The sequence below is a fragment of the Paenibacillus sp. JT31N11 genome (assembly GCF_056269285.1).
In genome coordinates this window covers 884,963-905,540 of record NZ_JBWDNQ010000002.1, presented here as the reverse complement: position 1 = coordinate 905,540, position 20,578 = coordinate 884,963, and the positions used below count along the sequence as shown (strand labels likewise).

The 20,578-nt window shown below is 50.6% G+C and carries 18 protein-coding genes; 13 read left to right on the top strand and 5 right to left on the bottom strand.

Going from position 1 to position 20,578, the window contains the following annotated elements:
• Window positions 1-243 precede the first annotated feature (243 nt).
• From AC0YNV_RS12100 to AC0YNV_RS12090, 3 genes are all read left to right on the top strand, one after another.
• Window positions 244-1,419 carry an MGH1-like glycoside hydrolase domain-containing protein gene (locus AC0YNV_RS12100; RefSeq protein WP_475768314.1) on the top strand — a complete coding sequence of 392 codons (1,176 nt, stop codon included), beginning with the start codon at window positions 244-246 and terminating at the stop codon, window positions 1,417-1,419.
• A 171-nt stretch (window positions 1,420-1,590) separates the two neighbouring features.
• Window positions 1,591-1,755, top strand: a complete 165-nt coding sequence (locus tag AC0YNV_RS12095; protein WP_475768313.1) for a hypothetical protein — start codon at window positions 1,591-1,593, stop codon at window positions 1,753-1,755.
• A 208-nt stretch (window positions 1,756-1,963) separates the two neighbouring features.
• Window positions 1,964-6,988 (top strand): InlB B-repeat-containing protein, encoded by a 5,025-nt coding sequence (locus AC0YNV_RS12090; protein WP_475768312.1) that lies wholly within the window; start codon window positions 1,964-1,966, stop codon window positions 6,986-6,988.
• Window positions 6,989-7,153: 165 nt separating this feature from the next.
• Here AC0YNV_RS12090 and AC0YNV_RS12085 read toward each other — a convergent pair whose 3' ends face one another.
• Window positions 7,154-7,327, bottom strand: coding sequence for a hypothetical protein (locus AC0YNV_RS12085; protein WP_475768311.1), 174 nt, complete (start codon window positions 7,325-7,327; stop codon window positions 7,154-7,156).
• Between the two features lie 288 nt (window positions 7,328-7,615).
• Here AC0YNV_RS12085 and AC0YNV_RS12080 point away from each other — a divergent pair, with 288 nt between their 5' ends.
• The 3 genes from AC0YNV_RS12080 to AC0YNV_RS12070 all read left to right on the top strand — a co-directional run bounded on the left by AC0YNV_RS12080 (window position 7,616) and on the right by AC0YNV_RS12070 (window position 8,611).
• The gene (locus AC0YNV_RS12080) at window positions 7,616-8,137 is read left to right on the top strand and encodes a DoxX family protein (RefSeq protein WP_475768310.1); all 522 of its coding nucleotides are present in this window, start codon (window positions 7,616-7,618) and stop codon (window positions 8,135-8,137) included.
• A gap of 164 nt (window positions 8,138-8,301) precedes the next feature.
• Window positions 8,302-8,481, top strand: coding sequence for a twin-arginine translocase subunit TatC (locus AC0YNV_RS12075; protein WP_475768424.1), 180 nt, complete (start codon window positions 8,302-8,304; stop codon window positions 8,479-8,481).
• A 34-nt stretch (window positions 8,482-8,515) separates the two neighbouring features.
• The gene (locus AC0YNV_RS12070) at window positions 8,516-8,611 is read left to right on the top strand and encodes a hypothetical protein (RefSeq protein ID WP_475768309.1); all 96 of its coding nucleotides are present in this window, start codon (window positions 8,516-8,518) and stop codon (window positions 8,609-8,611) included.
• Between the two features lie 280 nt (window positions 8,612-8,891).
• On the opposite strand, the gene AC0YNV_RS12065 is transcribed toward AC0YNV_RS12070, so the two are convergent.
• Together AC0YNV_RS12065 and AC0YNV_RS12060 are read right to left on the bottom strand one after the other, a co-directional pair.
• The gene (locus AC0YNV_RS12065) at window positions 8,892-10,055 is read right to left on the bottom strand and encodes a glycosyltransferase family 4 protein (protein ID WP_475768308.1); all 1,164 of its coding nucleotides are present in this window, start codon (window positions 10,053-10,055) and stop codon (window positions 8,892-8,894) included.
• Between the two features lie 19 nt (window positions 10,056-10,074).
• Complete coding sequence (locus AC0YNV_RS12060) at window positions 10,075-11,223, bottom strand: NAD-dependent epimerase/dehydratase family protein (protein ID WP_475768307.1); 1,149 nt, start codon at window positions 11,221-11,223, stop codon at window positions 10,075-10,077.
• A 269-nt stretch (window positions 11,224-11,492) separates the two neighbouring features.
• Between AC0YNV_RS12060 and AC0YNV_RS12055 the strand changes: the two genes are divergently transcribed.
• From AC0YNV_RS12055 to AC0YNV_RS12045, 3 genes are all read left to right on the top strand, one after another.
• Window positions 11,493-12,506: a serine hydrolase domain-containing protein gene (locus AC0YNV_RS12055; protein WP_475768306.1), complete on the top strand. Its 1,014-nt coding sequence runs from the start codon at window positions 11,493-11,495 to the stop codon at window positions 12,504-12,506.
• A 265-nt stretch (window positions 12,507-12,771) separates the two neighbouring features.
• Window positions 12,772-13,725 (top strand): cation diffusion facilitator family transporter, encoded by a 954-nt coding sequence (locus AC0YNV_RS12050; RefSeq protein WP_475768305.1) that lies wholly within the window; start codon window positions 12,772-12,774, stop codon window positions 13,723-13,725.
• Between the two features lie 61 nt (window positions 13,726-13,786).
• Window positions 13,787-14,179 carry a MerR family transcriptional regulator gene (locus tag AC0YNV_RS12045; RefSeq protein ID WP_210037842.1) on the top strand — a complete coding sequence of 131 codons (393 nt, stop codon included), beginning with the start codon at window positions 13,787-13,789 and terminating at the stop codon, window positions 14,177-14,179.
• Window positions 14,180-14,230: 51 nt separating this feature from the next.
• Here AC0YNV_RS12045 and AC0YNV_RS12040 read toward each other — a convergent pair whose 3' ends face one another.
• Entirely contained in the window at window positions 14,231-15,172 is a 942-nt protein-coding gene (locus AC0YNV_RS12040; RefSeq protein WP_475768304.1) for an NAD(P)-dependent oxidoreductase, read from the bottom strand.
• A gap of 152 nt (window positions 15,173-15,324) precedes the next feature.
• Between AC0YNV_RS12040 and AC0YNV_RS12035 the strand changes: the two genes are divergently transcribed.
• The 3 genes from AC0YNV_RS12035 to AC0YNV_RS12025 all read left to right on the top strand — a co-directional run bounded on the left by AC0YNV_RS12035 (window position 15,325) and on the right by AC0YNV_RS12025 (window position 18,520).
• Entirely contained in the window at window positions 15,325-16,068 is a 744-nt protein-coding gene (locus AC0YNV_RS12035; RefSeq protein WP_475768303.1) for an MBL fold metallo-hydrolase, read from the top strand.
• 226 nt (window positions 16,069-16,294) lie between these two features.
• Complete coding sequence (locus AC0YNV_RS12030) at window positions 16,295-17,353, top strand: hypothetical protein (protein WP_475768302.1); 1,059 nt, start codon at window positions 16,295-16,297, stop codon at window positions 17,351-17,353.
• A 210-nt stretch (window positions 17,354-17,563) separates the two neighbouring features.
• Window positions 17,564-18,520: an NAD-dependent epimerase/dehydratase family protein gene (locus AC0YNV_RS12025; protein WP_475768301.1), complete on the top strand. Its 957-nt coding sequence runs from the start codon at window positions 17,564-17,566 to the stop codon at window positions 18,518-18,520.
• A gap of 227 nt (window positions 18,521-18,747) precedes the next feature.
• Here AC0YNV_RS12025 and AC0YNV_RS12020 read toward each other — a convergent pair whose 3' ends face one another.
• Complete coding sequence (locus tag AC0YNV_RS12020; protein WP_475768300.1) at window positions 18,748-19,719, bottom strand: aldo/keto reductase; 972 nt, start codon at window positions 19,717-19,719, stop codon at window positions 18,748-18,750.
• A gap of 164 nt (window positions 19,720-19,883) precedes the next feature.
• Here AC0YNV_RS12020 and AC0YNV_RS12015 point away from each other — a divergent pair, with 164 nt between their 5' ends.
• Window positions 19,884-20,561: a TetR/AcrR family transcriptional regulator gene (locus AC0YNV_RS12015; RefSeq protein WP_475768299.1), complete on the top strand. Its 678-nt coding sequence runs from the start codon at window positions 19,884-19,886 to the stop codon at window positions 20,559-20,561.
• The last annotated feature ends 17 nt before the right edge of the window (window positions 20,562-20,578 follow it).

Below are 20,578 nucleotides of genomic sequence, written 5' to 3'. Positions count from 1 at the left end.
ATTGACAAGCCTTGAATACACCAACTGGGCCATGATGGCTCGGCCCCCGTTTTCAATTTATATAGATATGTATCAAAAATGCTTATATCAATCACCATCTGTTTGAATCAACTGTCATACTTACCATAATCTTTCGATGGATATTTGAATTGAATGGATAATCTGCTGGAATTAAAATTTTAATAGATAGGGAACAAAGCCAACTGCTGAAGAAAGTAACCTCTGAAGGAGGCACCGGTATCCGTGAATTATTATGACAGGTACGTCATAAGTGAGCTGGTCAATGAAAATCGGTTTCTGCGGATGAGGTTGGAGCACAGTGAACTTCCCTCATTCACGGATTCAGCCTCCAAACTGCCCCAGCCATTCTGGGAAGGACATGAGGACGCAATCAGGATGTATTGGAAAGCCTGGGAACTCGCGTTCGGGCATCTCCGTCAGGCGAATGAGGACAACGGATTCCTAGCGAATTATATCGATACCGCATTTAATGATGATCTGTTTATGTACGACAGCAGCTTTATTGTCCTATTTGCTGCTTACGGGCGGCGCGTGTTTGACTTTCAGCGTACCCTGGACAACTTCTATGCCAAGCAGCATCCTGACGGTTTCATCTGCAGGCAAATTCGGGAGAAGGATGGAACGGACGTATTTCACCGCTTCGATCCGTCCAGCACGGGACCTAATGTCATGCCCTGGGCCGAGTGGGAATATTTTCGGACTACGTCGGATGTTGAACGCCTGGCTGCTGTATTTCCCGTTCTGGTCGCTTATCACCGCTGGCTGAGAAATTACCGGACCTGGCCCGACGGCACTTATTGGGCCAATGGCTGGTCGGGGTCCGCCGACAATTTGCCAAGACTCCCGGGGAGCGCAAGTCTGGAGAAGGACAACTTCTTCCACTACCATCTGGTCTGGTGCGACAGCTGCCTGTTTCAGCTTTTTGCCGCGAAGCTGCTGATATCCATGGCGTCTGTACTTGGAAGAAAACAGGACATTCAGGACATAGCCGGTGAGTCGGTTCGTTTGGCCGATTTTGTCAATGATTGCTTGTGGGATGAGAGCACCGCATATTATTACGACAAACAGCCGGATGGGAAGCTCACCGGCTTGAAAAACATCGGCGCGTATTGGGCGCTGCTGGCCGAAATCGTCCCGCTTAACAGACTGGATCGTTTTATCCGGCATCTTGCCGATCCTCTTGCGTTCAACCGGCCGCACCGTGTGCCTTCATTGTCAGCGGATCATCCGGCGTACAATCCGGCCGGCAATTACTGGGTGGGAGCCGTATGGACGCCGACGAATTATATGGTGCTGCGGGGCCTTCGCCAATCCGGCTATGAGACGCTTGCGCAGGAGATCGCCCGGAACCATCTCGATCAGGTCGTGGACGTATTCAACACGACAGGAACCTTATAGGAAAATTATGCGCCTGAGCAAGCGGCGCCGGGAAATCCGGCAAAACCGGATTTCGTTGGATGGGGAGGGCTGCCGCCTATCGCCGGCCTGTTTGAATATATTTTTGGCCTCCAGCCCGATGCCGGCCAAGCCAGACTCGTGTGGGACATCCGGTTGCTGGAGGCTCACGGCGTGTCGCAATATCCCTTCGGGTCCGAGGGTCTGATTGATTTGTCCTGTTCGAAACGCTCCTCGGGATCGGAGCGGCCTCAATTTACGGCAGCCGTCAATGTTGCTCTGGAGCTTGTGGTGAAATGGGATGGAGGGCAGGAGACCGTCTATATCCATCCCAAATAACCGGAATTCTCCCTGCCGGGGAGGATATTCATGGAACAGATTACTCGCAGGGGAGGTGATGAAGAACGCCCTATCATCGTTGAATCGTAAGGTCGCTTGTTCATGTTTAGGCAGCGGAGTTACAGCAGACAGCGTAAGAAGAGGGTTTGCAGCGAAGAGGGAAGAGCCGGCTGCCGTGGCACTATATTGAAGGAGGGAAACTTATATTATGTATCCGTTAATGCGCAGAAGGTACAAGCGGTTATTGGTAATCCTTACCCTGATTGCGGTCTTTTCATCGGCAATGGCCGGTCAGGCATTCGCATTGAACGAACGCGGTATGGTGGAGAAGGTGCTGACCGCCGCGCAGGCAAGCGTCGTCGATTCAGGCTGGATACAGCTTTATTTGCGTGAGAAGCCATACAATGTGAGCCATGTTTCGAATACGGGCCATTATTCCATTACGAGCAGCGACGATCCGGATTTTTCCGTTCCGGTTGCACCGATTCTTGTCAACAACAGATATTTTCCGGAGGACGGCCCATACAGCGACTCGCTCGGCAGCTCCAATGTCGCTCACCTGAACGAGATTTACCGGATCTATCTGAAGCTCCCTGCTTCCAAAAAGCTGAAGGAAGGCAAGACCTACACGGTAACGGTCAATCCGGCCGTAGTCGATGTTGATCCCATGACGACAACCTTCGATCCTTCCGTGCCTAATGACGTCATTCATGTGAACCAGGTCGGATATATCACGGACGGCCCGAAGGTGGCGTATCTGTCCTGGTGGACGGGACAAGGCTCAATCAGCTTCGCGGACACGCCGGCGTTCCAGGTGATCGACGAAAGCACTGGCGCTGCGGTCTACACCGGGAGCGTTCATTTCGACGAAGCGGGAGCGGATGAGAAATGGGGAAAAAGCGATCTCTATTCGCTCGATTTTTCTTCCTTCAATGCGGAAGGCCAATACCATTTGTATATCCCGGGCGTCGGCAGCTCCTATTCCTTTAAGATCGGCAGCTCGATTTACAAGGATGCCATCGGCTATACACTGACGCGCGGCATTACGATGCAGCGCGACGGCGATCACGGCCTGGACGACCCGAACGTCACGCATTGGAACCGCCCCGCCGCACATCTGGACGATGCTATCGACGAAGCGACAGGGCAGCATGTCGACTTGACAGGCGGACATATGGATGCCGGAGACAGAGGCAAATATCCGTGGAATGTAGCCGCTACGGTCAGCACCATGCTCTCGTCGGCTAATCTGTTCCCCGATCAGATTGAGGCGCAGGGGGAATCTCTGGAAATTCCCGAGTCAGGCAACGGAATCCCCGATTATCTGGACGAACTGGTCTACGAGCTGGATTTTCTGGACAAAGCGGTGATGAACACAGCCAAGGACGGCGCTCTTGCCGCGTATATCCATCCGGCGAGCGACGGTTACGAGCAGGGAACGCCGCCTGAAGGCCAGACAGGCCGAATCTTCTTCGATGTGACCCACGGTCCGCTGAAGGCGGAGACGCTTTATGGTGCGGGCGCTCTGGCGATGGCCTACAATTCGCCGCTCATGCAGCAGTATTTCCCTGACAGGATGGAAGGCTACAAGCAGGCGGCCCTTCGGGCGTTCAATGCGTTCGAAACCCATAAGGACGACGCGAGCTTCTGGAAGCCGGAGGATGATCATTTTACGGACGAAGGTCCGCATACCTGGTCGGACGAAATGCTGATTGCGGCAGCCAACCTGCACATAATTACGGGAGAGTCCAAGTATCTGGACTGGATTACGAGCGAGATGCCTGCTTCCCCGCTCGGCTCGGCCCAGAAGAAGTGGGGCTGGGTCAATGAAGGACCGTGGATGGAAGTGTTCCTTTCCCTCTACGAGGATACGAATCTGAGCGCGACGGTCCGGCAGAACGCGTACAACGCGATTCTGGACTGGGCGGATACGGCGATGAGCGCGTCGCATGATCAGCCGTACGGCGTGCCGATGGTCGACGATACGTATTCACAGGTCGGCTGGTATTTCTCGGGCAGCCAGATTGCCTTCCCGATGATGATGGCATACGGCGTAAGCCATGATGACAAATACCGGGATCAGATCGTCAAGACCTGGAACTACCTGCTCGGTTCCAACCCGCTCAGCAACTCTTACATCAGCGGGCTCGGCAATCCGCAGCGCAGCCCGCACTGGCTGACGCATGAAATTTCGCAATATGAGTGGACGCAGTATAAGGCGGGCAATGACGGCTGGAAGGAGATGGTTCCAGGAATTCCGAACGCCGATCTGCAGGACGGCAAATTCCCGAGCTACTTCAACGATGCCTGGAACAGCGCGCGGGTGAACAACCAGTACCCCGCTCTGTCCGATTATCCGGCCCTGTACCGCTACACCGACACCTGGAATACGACCAATGAATTTGTCACCCTTATTGCGACGCGGAATGCGGCATCGATTCTGCCTCTCATTCCCACGACGCTGCACACGCTGACGACGGCGGCGAAACACGGCAGGATCAGCCCATCCGGTGGATCGTACGTGGAAGGAACTCCGCTCAGACTGAGCGCTGCGCCGGACCTTGGCTACAAATTTACCGGCTGGAGCGGGGACGCGGCGGGCACGGCCAACCCGCTGTCAGTCACCATGGATGCGGATAAAATGATTACGGCGGAATTTACCGCGGTGCCGACTCATACGCTTGCCGGCGGCGGCGATCATGGCACCCTCATTTTTGACCCTCCGGGGGGCGTTTATAACGAGGGCGCAGCGGTAACGGTTCGCGCAGTTCCGGACAGCGGCTACCGCTTCATGGGCTGGAGCGGCGGTCTTGACGGATCGGACAATCCGGCTGTCCTTACGATGGATGGGGACAAGTCGGTCACGGCTCATTACGAAGCAGCCCCGACCTATACGCTTGATGTGGATGCAAGCGGCGGGCAGGTGCTGCAAAGCCCCCAGAAAGCGGCCTACGAGCAAGGGGAACAGGTAACCCTGGAGGCTTTGCCTGACAGCGGTTATGTATTCGACGGCTGGAGCGGCGATCTGACGGGAATGCAAAATCCGGCGACGGTTGGGATGGACGGGAACAAAACGATCACGGCCAATTTCTCTCTAATCCCGACCCATACGCTTACGCTGAACGCGACCGAAGGCGGCATCGCGGATCCGGCAACGGGCAATTACACGGAAGGCAGTACCGTCACGCTGACGGCAACCGCCCAAACCGGCTATATTTTCACCGGGTGGACCGGCGACTTGACGGGAACGGCGAATCCGGCCGATATTACAATGGATGCGGACAAGACGATTACCGCGAACTTCCAGTCGGCATCGGGTATTATCAGTCAGGATATATTAACCGCGAATGCGGGCAGTACGACGGTTGACAGCAGCGGCGTATATACGCTAAGAGGCTCGGGCTACAATTTCTGGTCGGCGCCGGACGCGATGCGCTATACGTACGAAATGGGGCTGAAGGGCAATTTCTCAATCGTGGCCAAGCTGGATTCGATGACGGTGGAGAATCCGAACGGCATGGCCGGTATCCAGATTCGGACGAGCACGGCCCTGAATGCCGCTTACGCCAATATTTTCGTGCAGGACGGCCAGCTGGTGGGACGTTTCCGCAAGGGCGGCGACTATTCCGACAATGTTGCCTCACAGCCGGTAACTCTACCGGTATGGATGAAAATAACAAGAGGACCGAGTCCATGGAGCATCGCCGCCTATTCCTCTGAAGACGGCGCGAACTGGAAGCCATTCACGCAAGGAGACTTCTGGGGCTGGGCGGACGCCGGTTCGCCGGAGCTGACGGCAGGCTTGTTTGCCGTCGGAGGTACCGACGATCAGTATAACAAGTACACCACCGCGCAGTTTAGCCATGTAACATGGCCTGTTGACCCGGCAGACGCGGCGATTCCGGTTATTACGCTCGATCAGGCGGATGGGACTGTTACTCACAATTCCTATACGATTTCGGGCAGCGTTACCCATGCGCAATCGGTGCAGCTTCAAGTGAATGGAGGCGCAGCGCTTACGGAGGCTGTCAGCGAGGGCAAATTCAGCGCACAGGTGACACTCGCTCCCGGCAACAATGAAATATCTGTTGCTGCGGACGACGGCAGCGGACACACCGACTCCAAGCTCCTGCATGTTGCGTACAACGAGCCGCTGCAGACTTCCGCGCACCGGACGTCGTCGGCGCCGGAACTGGACGGGAAGCTGGATGATGCGAGCTGGGCGGGCGCGCTGACTGACAGCGTAACCCGGTCCATTCATGACGCTACCCTGCCCGGAGATTCGAATAATACGCTGAAGTATGGTCTGCTGTGGGACGATCAGTACCTGTATGTCGGAGTTGATGTAACGGATGCCAGCGTTATTTCCGGTCAGGATGCCTTCGGCAACGACGGCGTGGAGGTTTACGTGGACATGGCCAACGGGAGAAACGGCTGGGACAACGCCAAGGACAGTCAATTGGCCATCGGACCCGGGGACACGACGGTTACCTCGTGGAGAATCAGCGATGGCGTAATAGCGAAGTCCAGCATCACGGATACGGGCTATACCGCCGAAATGGCGATCCCGTGGAGCACCTTCGGCGTGACGCCGGGTGCGAATATGAAAATAGGCTTTGATATCGGTGCGAATGACGACGATTCAGGCAGCGGCCGCACCGGCGTTCTCATGTGGAGCGGCACGATGGATAACTGGAAGCAGGCCGACAGCTATGGGGAAGCGAGCTTATCCGCGGAAGTGATCCAGGATACGACTCCCCCGGCAATCCAGGTAACGGAGCCGGAAAGCAAAGTTTACGCCGATTCAGCCGGGCTGACGCCGCAATTTAATGTGACCGATGCGTTGGCCGGGGTTGATACCACCCTTACGACAGTTACGGTGGATGGTCAAACTGTATTGCAGGAAACGCCGATTCAACTGTACACGCTGCCGCTTGGCGCGCACACTATGACTGTAACGGCAACCGATCTGGCCGGCAATACATCGCATGCAACGGTCGAGTTCCAGACGGCCGCCAGCATCGCCTCCATGAAAGAGCTGGTGACGCGATTCGCCGATACCGGATGGATTAACAATGGCGGCATCGAAAACAGTTTGCTGAAGCAGCTGGAGCACAGTTCTCTCGACAGCTTCATCTCACATGTTCAAGCGCAAAAAAACAAGCATATTACCGTCGATGCGGCCAATGTATTGCTTCGCGACGCAAATGCCCTGATGAATCAGGATCAATAAGACAGTACTCCAATTCATAATGGCAAGTCGAATCCAACGATCCGGCTTGTCATTTTTTTTGTCCCAATATAGATACTTTACGAGAATTCGGTTAACGAAAAAGCAAAGGCGAACAGCCAAGCCGCTGTTCGCCGGAATGTCGACAAAGCGTTTCCGTTTACGGTTTCAGATGCCCGGATTCTGATAGGTTGTCGCATGAAGCTTTGCCGCCGCCGAACGCGCATCCTTCTGAACCTGCTCCTTGTCCAGCGGTACCCATTCATCCCTGCCATTCCTGTTCTTGCCTTTTTTGGTGCTTCGCAAAGCATAAAGTTGTCCAGCGGAAAGATCTCCTGCCACTCCATTAAACTCATTTTGATCATCTCTTACATCGGCGGATGGAATCAATTTAACGTTAATAATTGGTAAAATTGTGATAAAACGGGTCTTATTATTCACGAAGAAATGGAGTGTTTACCAGGAATAATGGAATAACAATCCCCTTTGCTTAAAATAGGGGAGTTTTCACCCGATCAAACCGCTTTTGTATTTATGTCGTTTACCTAGATAAGGGCTGCATAACGGGTCGACTTAACGCGGTATGCGCAGGGAACAGCCAATTATGATAACATGCGAGGAGGTTTTGGTATGATTATTAAATTTTGGAGAGAAAGTGTTACTGCTTCCTGTCTTTTGACCATTATTCGAATATATCTTGGCTGGCAGTGGTTAGCTTCCGGATGGGACAAGATCTCCGGCGGGAAATTTGACGCAACCGGCTTTCTAAGAGCCGCCGTCAATCATTCGAACGGTGAAAACCCCGCCGTACAGCCATGGTGGGCTGACTTTCTGAATTATTTTGCAATCCCGAATGCGGGTCTATTTAATCTTCTGGTTCCTTGGGGAGAATTTTTAGTCGGGCTTGGATTAATAATTGGCATGTTTACTTCAATTGCCGCGTTGATGGGGATAGTTATGAACTTCTCTTATCTGTTTTCGGGAACTACAAGCACAGGGCCGCAAATGGTTCTATTGGAAATCCTGATTCTTGCGGCGTCTTCGAACGCGGCAAAGCTCGGATTCGACCGGTGGGTGATTCCCTTCCTTCGGGCAAAAATCACCAATAAATATCCGATGAGGTCCGTTCATAAAGCTTATAAAATCGAGTGAATAATGTATAGAATACGCCCTTGAGGACCGCTGGTGGATTTTAACGCCAGTGGTTTTTAAATATACAAAAAAACTGGGTTTATCTGATGATTACAGGCGTTGCAGCCATTGCTGTCACCCTGCCTGCAGCCGCCTACCAGACCTGGAAATTTCTCTAGCCCGCGATCCCGCCCAATATCCAGCGCGCAACATTATGGTTTATTCCGGGCATCAGCCTGCTGTTTATCATTGGTCTTAGCTTCGGGTATTTCATTTTGTTTCCCATGGTGCTGCATTTCATGAATGAAATGGCTAAGGCGGATTTGACACCATGTATACGGCTGAGAAATATTTCAGGTTTATGATCCATATGACTCTTCCATTCGCCTGCTCTTTGAGATGCCGGCAGCTGTGATGTTTCTGACCAAGCTCGGCATCCTTAATCCCGAGCGCTTGGCCAAGACCAGAAAGATGGCCTACTTTATTCTCTCTTGATCGTGGGCGTTACCATCACCCCTCCCGATATCCTGTCGGATATTATCGTAATTATCCCTCTATTCCTGCTGTATGAAATCAGCATAACAATTTCGAGGGTTGTCTACAGGAAACAGCTTAATCTGCAGAATGCGGTGAGCTGAATTTAAGTAAAAAACAGAGCAAGCCGGATTTTGGCTGCTCTGTTTCTTGTGTGCGGCGTGCCGCAGAGATGATTCCGGCTGAACACGCTGTATCTGCAAAAGGCATTTAGAAGATCAGACTGCCATTGCACTCAGCGCTAGGCATCCTCATCGGCAAGCTCCCTGCGGCCGGCACCTACGGCTGTTTCTTTCTGCTCTTTCAAGACATGCTGATAATAATTCAACAGCTGAGCAGAAGGCTCGGACCAGCCGAAACGGCGCGCCGCATTGCGGGCGCTGCCGGAGATCCGTTCGCGAAGTTCCGGGTCCGCCGCTCTGGATACCGCTTCAGTGAGCCCTCCCGGACGCCCGGTATCGTAGAGCAGTCCTGTCACCCCATCCTCGATCTGTTCGCATGTCGGTCCGCTAATTCCTGCGATAACCGGCAGTCCGGAAGCCATGGCCTCCAGAATCACAAGTCCCAGCGTCTCGGTTGTGGATGGGAAGATGAACATATCTGAAGAGGCATAAGCCTGAGACAGTTGCTCACCATGCATGAATCCTGTAAAGGTCGTATTCGTTCCCTGAAAATAAGCTTCCAGAGAAGCCCGGTGGGGGCCGTCTCCGACGAGAGCCAGGCAATACCGGGGTGAAGATTCCAGAACCTCCCGAATGCGCTCGATCTCTTTCTCCGCCGCGAGACGTCCTACATACAGCAGGATGGTCTTTCCGGGCTGTCCATTCGATAATAAATCCCGCATATCGTGATTACGGTGGTCAGGGCCGAATTCATCCGAGCTGACGCCGCGCTTCCACAGCTGAACGCTGCGGAAGCCTTTGGCGGTCAGCTCGTCCAGCACGGATTGCGAGGTGCACAGATTGAGATGGGCACGGTTATGAAGCGTCCGGAACCACCACCATAAGACGGGCTTCAAGAAAGGCAGACGGTAGTAATCCGCGTATTTCGGAATTTGAGTATGATAGGAGGCAATCATAGGCAGACGATGCCGGCGGCCGTAATAAATTCCCGCTACGCCCAGCACGGCGGGATTGACCACATGGACCAGATCCGGCTGAAGCTCGCGTAGAAGACGGCCTACCTTGCGGTTTGGCATCGCCAATTTTTTACTCCGGTAGAGAAAGAAATATCGCGCCGGAATCCCTTCCACGCGGACTCCTTCAAAATCATAGACGCCCAGGTCCGGCGCTATAACGGTGATGTCATGCCCGTTTTCCCGCAGCCAGCGGATCGTCGCGCACAAGCGGGTAACGATTCCGTCCGTAGAGGGAAGAAACGTTTCGGTAATGATGACGATTTTCATCGGCATAGACTCCCTATCTTTAGTTCCAGGTCACCTTCGGCAGAATATGATCGACCAGAATGCGGTCCTTATGCTCCAAGGCGGTCCTCAGAATTCCCCGCAGCACTTCATCCGACAGCAGATGCGGCTCCAGTCCCAAATCCTTCAGCCTGGTGTTCTTCGCGAAATAGTAGTGATCTTCCTTCTCGACGCGGGGGTTCATAAGATGCGCGACCTGAACATGGATTCCTTCGTCATGCGCAACTCTGCGGACCATCTCGGCAAGCTCCAGGACGGAGAATTCCTCCGTGAATTGATTGAATACCCGGAACTCCCCGGTATCGGCCGGATTCTCCGCGGCAAGCTCAATGCATCGAACGGTATCCCTGATGTTGAGGAATCCCCGCGTCTGGCCGCCTTTTCCGTATACGGTCAGATTGTGCCCGATGGACGCTTGAATCAGAAAACGGTTAAGGGCCGTGCCGAATACCCCGTCATAATCCAGGCGGTTGGCAAGCAGCGGATCAAGCAGGGTCTCATCGGTATGCAGACCGTATACGACGCCCTGATTCAGATCGGTGGCCCGCAGCCCCCACACTTTGCAGGCAAACATAAGGTTGTGGCTGTCATGGACCTTGGAGAGATGGTACATGGAGCCGGGCTGCTTCGGATAAGGAAGAAGATCCTCACGCCCGTTATGGGAAATCTTGATGTAGCCTTCCTCGATATCGATGTTCGGCGTTCCGTATTCTCCCATCGTGCCTAATTTAATAATATGACAATCCGGTACTATTTCTTTAATCGCATAAATCACATTTAAGGTGCCCACTACATTGTTCACCTGGGTGAACACCGCATGTTCCCGGTCAATCATGGAATAGGGGGCGGAACGCTGCTCCGCAAAATGAACGAAAGCGTCAGGCCTCGTCTGAAGCAGCACTGTTCTGAGAAAATCGTAATGATTCAAATCGCCGACATAAAGCCCGATCGAACGGCCCGTCAGCTCTTCCCAACGGGCAATACGCTTCTCGATCGGTGCAATCGGCGTCAGCGAATCTACGCGAAGCTCCTCGTCCCATTTGCGGCGGCTCAGATTGTCGATGATCGTAACCTCGTGCCCCTTGGCCGATAGATAAAGGGCCGTCGGCCATCCGCAAAATCCGTCTCCGCCTGCTACAACGATTTTCATGATCAATGATTCCTCCTTGGTATTTTACAATTATCAGGTGGTGACGGCATCACTTTACAGTAAGAGTGTAACATTGAAATATTAAATATAAATAAAAAAATTGGCACTCAGCCGTTTAAAAATCGATTTATGCCGGGAAGCCGGGCCTTACTCAATTATAATTCATATTTACCAATTTGTGGGCAGCCAGATTATAATGAAAAGTATGATAGATGGACTGGTTTGTCCTGCAGATGTGTGAGCAGCACATAAATGAAAGGAGAGGTTCCATGAATTTTTCGAAAATAGAAGAAATTCTGAAGAAGCATAATGAAACCCTGCCATTCTCAGGAACAGTATTGGTCCTGGATAAAACAAACATCTTTGAACAGCGATTTGGATATGCGAACCGGTCCGAGCAAATCCAAAATACAATGAATACAAGGTTCGGGATGGCATCAGGGTGTAAAATTTTTACTGCTGTAGCGATTTGTCAGCTTGTCCAGGATGGAGTTTTATCTTTTGATTCACATTTGAGAGATTGCATTCATATCCCTTTTCCAAATTTTGATCCGAACATTACCATACACCATTTATTAACCCATACTTCAGGAATACCGGATTATTTCGATGAAGAGGTTATGAATGATTATGAGGAATTGTGGAAGGTATTACCGATGTACAGCATTCAATCGCCTCAGGATTTTTTGCCTTTGTTCCAGAATGGACCCATGAAGTTTTCTTCTGGCGATCACTTTTCATATAGTAATGCAGGATATATATTATTAGGTCTGGTTGTTGAGAACATGACGGGGATGGATTTTACAACGTATGTTGAGAAGAATATATTTCAACAGTGCGGGATGCTGGACTCGGGATATTTTAGAATGGATCAGCTCCCTGAACGAACGGCAATCGGGTATATAGATTATAATCAAACATGGAGGACTAATATGTATTCAGTTCCAGTTAAAGGCGGACCTGATGGGGGAGCATTTACGACGGTTTATGATTTGGTCAGGTTTTGGGAGGCATTGATGAATAATCAGCTTCTATCCTCTGAATATACTCCTATATTACTGACGCCTCATGTAAAAGAAGACGAGCACACGTATTATGGATATGGTGTATGGATATCAATATATGATAATGCTGTTTTCAAATATTATGTTATGGGCAGCGATCCTGGAGTCATCATGCAATCATCCGTGTATGCAAAAGAAAAAATACATGCTCATATAATCGGCAATATCGGTAAAGGTGCTGGAATGATAGCACGTAAAATTGATGAAATCCTATTATAAAGCCTATAATAAAGCCTTTTAAAGCATATCGGTGACGATAATGAGTACCGCCCTGAAAAGACATCGCGACGGCGGTGTTTTTTGCTTATATTGCTGAAGCATATGCGGTGCCGCCATAAGACGGCTGCTGCTGTTTCCTCTAAATATACAGTACTTGACACACTGAGGGAAATAATAGCATAATATTACATGAATACATGCTCATATATAATAAGTAATAAAAGCAACTGCGATCATTTGAACATTTACAAAGGAGACGACAGCCATGCACAGCCATTCCCACCATGCGCACGATCATCATGGCCATGACCATGACCATGGACATCACGGCCACCATCACAACCACGCCAGAGCGGGCAATAAAAAAGGACTTGCGATCGCGCTGTCCATTACGGTCGGCATCATGTTTTTGGAGTTTTTCGGGGGACTTGTTACGAACAGCCTGGCGCTTTTGTCCGATTCAGGTCATATGCTCAGCGATGCCAGTGCCCTTGCGTTAAGCCTGGTTGCGCTGTGGTTTGCCGCGAGACCCTCGTCTTCGAAGCGGACATTTGGCTTCCACCGTTTTGAAATACTGGCTGCACTTTTCAATGGTGTTGCACTGTTTGTCATTGCGGCCTTTATCGTATGGGAAGCTATCCAGCGCTTTGGCAGCCCGCCGACGGTGGCAAGCGGGTCCATGATGCTTATCGCGGCAATCGGGCTCCTCGCGAATGTCGGAAGCGCCTTTGCGCTGATGCGTTCAGGCGATGTGAAGAACAACGTCAATCTCCGCAGCGCTTATATCCATGTGCTCGGCGATGCTTTGGGCTCCGTGGGCGCGATTATGGCGGGAGTTCTGATGATGGCATTCAAGTGGTACATTGCAGATCCGATCATATCAATTCTTGTCGCCGTGCTGATCCTGAAAAGCGCATGGGGGGTTATCAGCCATACGCTTCACATATTAATGGAAGGAACCCCGGCTGCTATTGATCAATCCGAAGTTAGAGAAACGCTGCTCGCAATCGATGGGGTTAAGGATGTGCATGATCTCCACATCTGGACCATTACTTCCGGTTTTGATTCGCTGAGCTGCCATGTTCTGATTGAGGACCGGAAGGACAGTCAGGACATTTTGCAAAATGCCATCCATGTGTTGGAGGATAAATTTCATATTGAACACACTACGATCCAGGTGGAGACGGCAAATATTCATCACGGGAAACTGAAGTGCTGATGTCAGAAGCAGAGCTTTGATTCGATTTATTATTTCAGGCGAAGTAGAAGGAGGCCGTTAAGTGAAAATTAGCGAATTGTCTGAAAGGACAGGTGCAAGCACCCGATCCATCAGGCATTATGAGAAGAAAAAATTAATCGCCGCTGCCCGTCTTGACAATGATTATCGGGAGTTCGACGAATCTGCCATTGAGCGTATACGAATCATCCAGCTCTATTTGGGTCTGGGGCTGACAACGGAGCAAATCGAGGATATATTGAAAGGTGAGGTCAGCACTCCTGACGATTACGAATTTTGTGAAGAGATGCTGGACGCCTATCAAACGAAGCTGGATCAAATCAACAGACAAATTAGCGGATTGGAAGTCGTGAAAGAGCGGCTGGAAAGACAAACCTCAAAAATGCGGGAAAAACAAAGATTGAACTTAATGGAGCATATGGGAGCTTCAAAATAATGACAGGCTCCGGTCCATATGAAGGACTGGAGCCTGTTTTTCAGCGGCCGGCTACACAGACGGTTTCCGTAACAGTTCCGTCAAGCGCGAGAAATCGTCAGCTCCGTAGCCAGCATCGACGGCCCGCAGCGCAACGGCCCTGGCAGCGCTCAGAACGCTGATATCCATCCCGTGATGCTGCGCCGCATGGATAATATGCTCCATACCTGCCGCGGCCGATGCGATGTTCGACTTGTCGCCCGGATAGTGTCCTTCTTCTACATGTTTTGCCGAGTAATTCATTATATCAGGCATAATGGCCATGATTCCCTGGGCATAAGCCGCAAATTCTCCAGGGGCAATGTTCTCGGCGCCGGCCAGGGTGAGCGCATGGGCATAGCCGGCCATGGTTGTCCAGAAGAAGTCGAGCAGGGCTACATCGTATGCCGCTGCCCGGCTAGGATCTGCGCCAAGATAAGAGGCCGTGCCGCCCAAGCTCGCCAGCAAGGGTTGATGGGTTTGATAGACGGACTCTGGTCCGCTGTACAGAATAACGGCAGCTGGCGTACCAATGGTCGGCGTTGGAGTCATGATCGCTCCGTCAAGATAGCTGATTCCATGCTCGGCAGCCCAGGCGGCCATTTGGCGTGATCGTTCAGGTGAATCGGCAGTAAGGTTTACCAGAGTCCGTCCCTTCAGGACATTTTCAGCGGGGCTGAGAATCGTGTGCACCGCGTTGTAGTCCAGCACACAGATGATGACAAGCGGGCTCACAGCGATAGCGTCATGAACGGTATCTGCCAGCACAGCACCCTGTATAACAAGACGGTCTGCCTTCCCGGCTGTCCGGTTCCATATGGTCACAGGATGGCCGTCTTTTAGAAAGGCCTGGGTCAACGCCTGCCCCATCGGACCCAAGCCGATAATCGTAACCGGTGTGCGTTCGTTGCCTTCAGTCCTGACGGTTCCTTCACTCCAGCTGTTTCTTTCCCCGCTTTGTTCATTTCTTTTCATTGAAAATGCCTCCTGTCAAATAGGTTCGTTCCATGCATATTCTAAAGTTTGACACTAGTGTTAATGTCAAGACCTGTTTAAGCATACGAATTGTGGCTCTTCCATCTTCCGTTTATAATAAAGAAGCAAGCTACCCCCGAGGAGGAAAATCGATGAAAATTGCCGAAGGAATCGCTGCCCTGCCGATTGAGATGAATTTTATGGGAAACTCGAGCGTCATCTATCCGACGCTCTTATGGGACGAGGATAATATCGTCCTGGTCGACACGGGCACGCCCGGAATGCTCCCTGGCATCCGAACGGAGATCGGTCGGGCAGGTGTCGATTTCGACAAGCTGAACACGGTTATTTTGACTCATCAGGACATCGACCATATTGGCAGCATGCCCGAAATCGCGGCTGCCGCCAAACAGCCTCTGCTCGTGCTTGCCCATGAGGAGGACAGAAGCAGTATTGAAGGAGACCGTCCCTTCGTCAAATTCAATCGCGAACGATTCGGACCGCGCCTGGCAGCCGCTCAGGAAGCGGCACGCAAGCGGCTTGAGTATTTGCTCGACAATCCCCCTACATCCAAAATAAGCCGGATCGTCTCAGACGGCGAGCTGCTTCCGTATGCCGGAGGCGTAACGGTTATTTTCACGCCGGGGCACACCCCCGGTCATATATGCCTCTATCATCACGCCAGCCAAACACTGATCGCCGCCGACGAGCTCAACATTGCGGACGGCCGTCTGACTGGGCCGAGTCCGGGCGCCACTCCGGATATGGAAACTGCCCTCCGTTCGCTTGCCAAGCTGGCATCCTTCGAGATCCGCACGATTATCAGCTATCACGGAGGGGTTCTAAGCGACAACGCGGGCGGCCAATTAACCGATCTCATTGCATCCCACGCCTGAACGGGCATTGCGGAACTAGCCAAGAACAAGAAGCCTTCGAGCCGCGATTGAGCGGGGAAGGCTTCTTTCATGATGTCTAAATATATAAACCTATTACTATTTTTTGAGATTTACAATTGGCAGCTGCCTATTAATCTGCCTATTTTTCATAGTCAAGATGTTAGCATAGAGCATGTTTGGCCACCTCTCATATTATGTTGTCATCCAAGCTTGAGGAGTGGTCCAATTGAGTTCAACCCCAGAGAGAAAAGATTGTAAAAATACAAAGAAAATGAAGCGAGCATCTGTTGTAAACGGAAAAAAACGCAAATATGTTATAGTAAGCCGCTGCTGCAAAAAAAAGAAAAATTGTAAAAATGTATTAACTACAAAAGAAATTCAGCTGCTTTCAGATATTTTGAAGCAAAAAGCAGAAATTATTCCGCCCGTCATTATGGATCAAGATGAGGAAAGCATACGCCGATTAAGATTTCAAATGCGACGATTAAATAGACTTGTAAGAAGATCAAAGATTTGCAAAAAAACACGACTTCTTGTCATTTTGGAGTTGTCCTTATCTATTCTGAGGCCGGGTCCACCACCGCCTATGAATCTCATCGTACATCTCGAGCAAATGGTGATAGAACTAAGCAATATCGTGAACATTTTGGAGAACCCACAACAAGAGATTGCTCCAGTCAGTGTACAAATCCAAAACATTGAAAATATCATTAACAATATCATGGGAACACCAGGCGCTCCTGGTGCTCCAGGCGAGCAGGGAATTCCTGGACCTCAAGGCCCTCAGGGGGTTCCCGGTACTTTTTCTCCCGTTTATGCCAATATTTTCGATACTAATGATCAGTGTCTTGAGCCTAACCAGCCAGTACGATTTAATCAATTTGATCAGCCTGGCTCCATATTGTTCGGGGGAATTACGGCTACCCAAACTTCCCTGACCGTTCCGGTCGCCGGGGATTATGCGATATTGTGGGAAATCGTTTTCCTGCCGGTTCCCAGCCAAACCCACTGTGCATTTGGAGTGTTTGTCAATGGCATTCTTCAAAATTCTACCCGGTCAGGTACAGCAGCATTTCAAGACCAGGAGTTTGATAACACGGGTTCAGTAGCGATTTTGCGCTTAAATGCCGGTGATGTGATTGAGCTCCGGGCTCTGATTCCTCCAGGCAGTTCGCAAACAGACATACAGCTGAGCTCACTGATACAATACCCGCCTTTTGGCGGTACTGCTGATCAACCTATAAATAGTGCATCGCTGCGGACGTTTAAGCTGGGTCCGTCATAGCTTTGATATATAATCATGCTGCTTCCAATGGATAACCTCCAATAGGAAGCTTTTTCTTTCAATTGGCAGGTCGCATCCATAAAGATGGCATCAAATATCAACTTGAAAGCGTTCTCTGTAAACCGTCTCGATGAAGTGGTATACTGGGCTGGAAAAGGCGGGAAAGCGCCAGCCACCAAAATTATATATTACATAGTAAAGGAGTTCATTATGCGATACGTTGTTATTGGAGGTAGCGGCCATGTCGGGACATACATGATCCCGCAATTGGTGCGTCTAGGCCATGAGGTTGTTCATATCAGCAGAGGGACAAGCGAGCCTTATCGTCCCGACATGGCCTGGAAGGAAGTCCGGCATGTGTCCGCTGACCGGTCAGCGGAGGAGAAGGACGGGACATTCGGGCGAAAAATAGCCGGGCTTCAGCCCGATGTCGTCATTGACATGATTTGCTTCAAGCCGGAGAGCGCGCGGCAGATCGTGGAAGCGCTGAAAGGGGAGATCCAGCATTATATCTCCTGCGGGACCATTTGGGTACACGGTCCGAGCGTATCGGTGCCGACTGGCGAGGAAGCGCCGCGCAGGCCGTTTGGCGAATATGGTATTCTGAAAGCAGAGATTGAGAGCTTCCTGCTGGAGCAGGCGAGAAGAGCAGGCTTCCCTGCCACAGTGCTCCATCCTGGGCATATCGTCGGACCAGGCTGGGCGCCGCTCAATCCGGCTGGTCATTTCAACCCGCAGGTGTTTTCCCGGCTCGCCAGGGGGGAGGAAGTTGCCATCCCAAACCTGGGCCTCGAAACGGTTCATCATGTTCATGCGGAGGATGTATCACAAGCATTCATTAAAGTCTCCCAGTGCTGGAACGCAGCGGTTGGCAACAGCTTCCATGTTGTATCTCCGGCCGCCTTGACCCTAAGAGGCTATGCGGAGACCGTCGCATCGTGGTTCGGCAGGGAAGCGAATCTGAAATTCGAGCCGTTCGAGACACTGAGCGGCAAGCTCACCGAACAGGAAGCGCGCAGCACCTGGGACCATATCGCCCACAGTCCGAACTGCAGCATCGACAAGGCACAGAGCCTGATCGGCTATGCCCCGCGCTATACATCTCTTGAGGCGGTCAAAGAATCGGTCGAATGGATGATTGAACGGCAATTAATCGAAATCACATAAAGACAGAAACCCTGAATGGAATAAGGATATTGAATAGGGCTGAAGTTCTCAGGTGGGGATGATTAAGAAGCCGCCGCCTGGAAGGCGGAGCGGCAGGAACATACTTGTATGATTGAATATGAAAGCCAAAGACCGGAGCAGCTTTAAGCAGCGTCCGGTCTTTTAATTGATATTTAACGAACGAATGGGCAAATTATTCAAGCGGCCAACATTTAATAAGGTTGAAGTTATAGATTAACGGCCTGCATTCCCATGTCGTCCATACGGCCGCCGTATGCGGCATCCTTTGGACTAACCGCTTCAATACGGGACAAATCTTCGGAAGTGAGTTCGATATCAAGCGCACCTATATTTTCTTCTAAATATTTTTGGCGCTTCGTGCCGGGAATCGGCAATGCGCCGTTTGCAATTGTCCATGCCAATGCCAATTGGGAGGGCGTAATATTCTTCTCTGCCGCAATTTTTTTTACTTCATCCACCAGCTCGAGGTTTTTTTGGAAGTTTTCGCCTTGAAAACGCGGGAAAAATCTGCGGATATCATCTGCAGCAAAATCTTCAAACTTGCGCAGTTCTCCTGAAATAAAACCCCTGCTTAAGGGACTGTAAGCGACATGAGAAATTCCGAGCTCTCTTATGACAGGCAGTATCTCATCTTCGATTTCCCGGCTCCAGAGTGAATATTCGGTCTGCAAGGCAGAGATGGGATGAATGGCGTGAGCACGGCGAATGGTATCGGTACCCGCTTCGGACAAGCCCAGATAACGCACTTTTCCCGCTTTCACCTGATCTGACATCGCCCCGACAGTTTCCTCAATAGGCACGTTCGGATCGACCCGATGCTGGTAATAAAGATCGATGTAGTCCACATCCAACCGTCGAAGACTCTCATCGACTGCTTTCTTTACATAATCGGGCTGTCCGTTTACTGTTGCAAAATTAGGTCCGAAAGCGAATTTTGTCGCAATGACGGCCTGTTCCCGACGTCCTTTCAACGCTTTTCCAAGGAGTTCTTCGTTATGACCGTTGCCATATACATCTGCCGTATCCAATAAGGTAACACCCAGTTCCAGGGCGCGGTGGATGGTACGGATGGAGTCGTCATCATTTGTTTCTCCGTACATCCCAGGTGACATACCCATTAAGCCGAGACCCATAGAAGAAACAATTAAATCACTGTTGCCCAGTTGTCTGGTTTTCATTTTGTGAACCTCACCTTCTTAGATTGGATTACGAGAGTAAGCATAACACAGGGAATTATATAAAACAAACGAAAAGAGTAAAAAACGTTTAATTAGTATTTATTGTGTATTATTATCGAGTTTTTATGTATACTATATAGAGGCAGAGAGGAGACGGCTAAAATATGAATTCCAATACAAAGAGCGATAACAATCCTCAAAAAGAGATGAGAAACAAATTAGTCAACAAAGTTTTTCCCATTATCATGAAAAATGGCTTTCAATCCCTGCGGATGGAAGAAATCTCGAAATATATGGATGTAAGCAAAGCAACAATGTATAAATACTTTACTTCGAAAGAAGAAGTTATCGAGAGTACCGTGGCAGCTCTTATTGAATATATCAATGAATTGGTTTTGGAATTCCGTGATTACAGCCAGTCGCACGGAACGGGGTTTCAGCAGCTGTTCGAACAATCGGTCTTGCTCGCAGCATACATTTCTGATGGTTTCCTGACAGAGCTGCAGTCGATTTATCCGGAGCTGCACAATCGTCTAAGAGATGCGATGAAGCTGCGCGAGAAAGGAATTTTGGAATTTTACCAGGAGGGGAAGAGCAAGAGCATATTTAATGATATCAATGTAAATCTGATCTTCCTGCAGGACCATGTCCTCGTTCGGGCCATGCTGGATATCAAATTTTTGATGACCTCTCATTTAACCCTTAACCAGGTGCTTTTTGATTATTATCATTTGATGAAGCATCAGCTGTTCAGAACTGAACTGCTTCCCGTTATCGACGACTCCAATATGACAAGCAGAATTGATTATATGGCTAATAAGATTACCCGTGATTTGTTATAAAGCAGCAGAGCGTCATA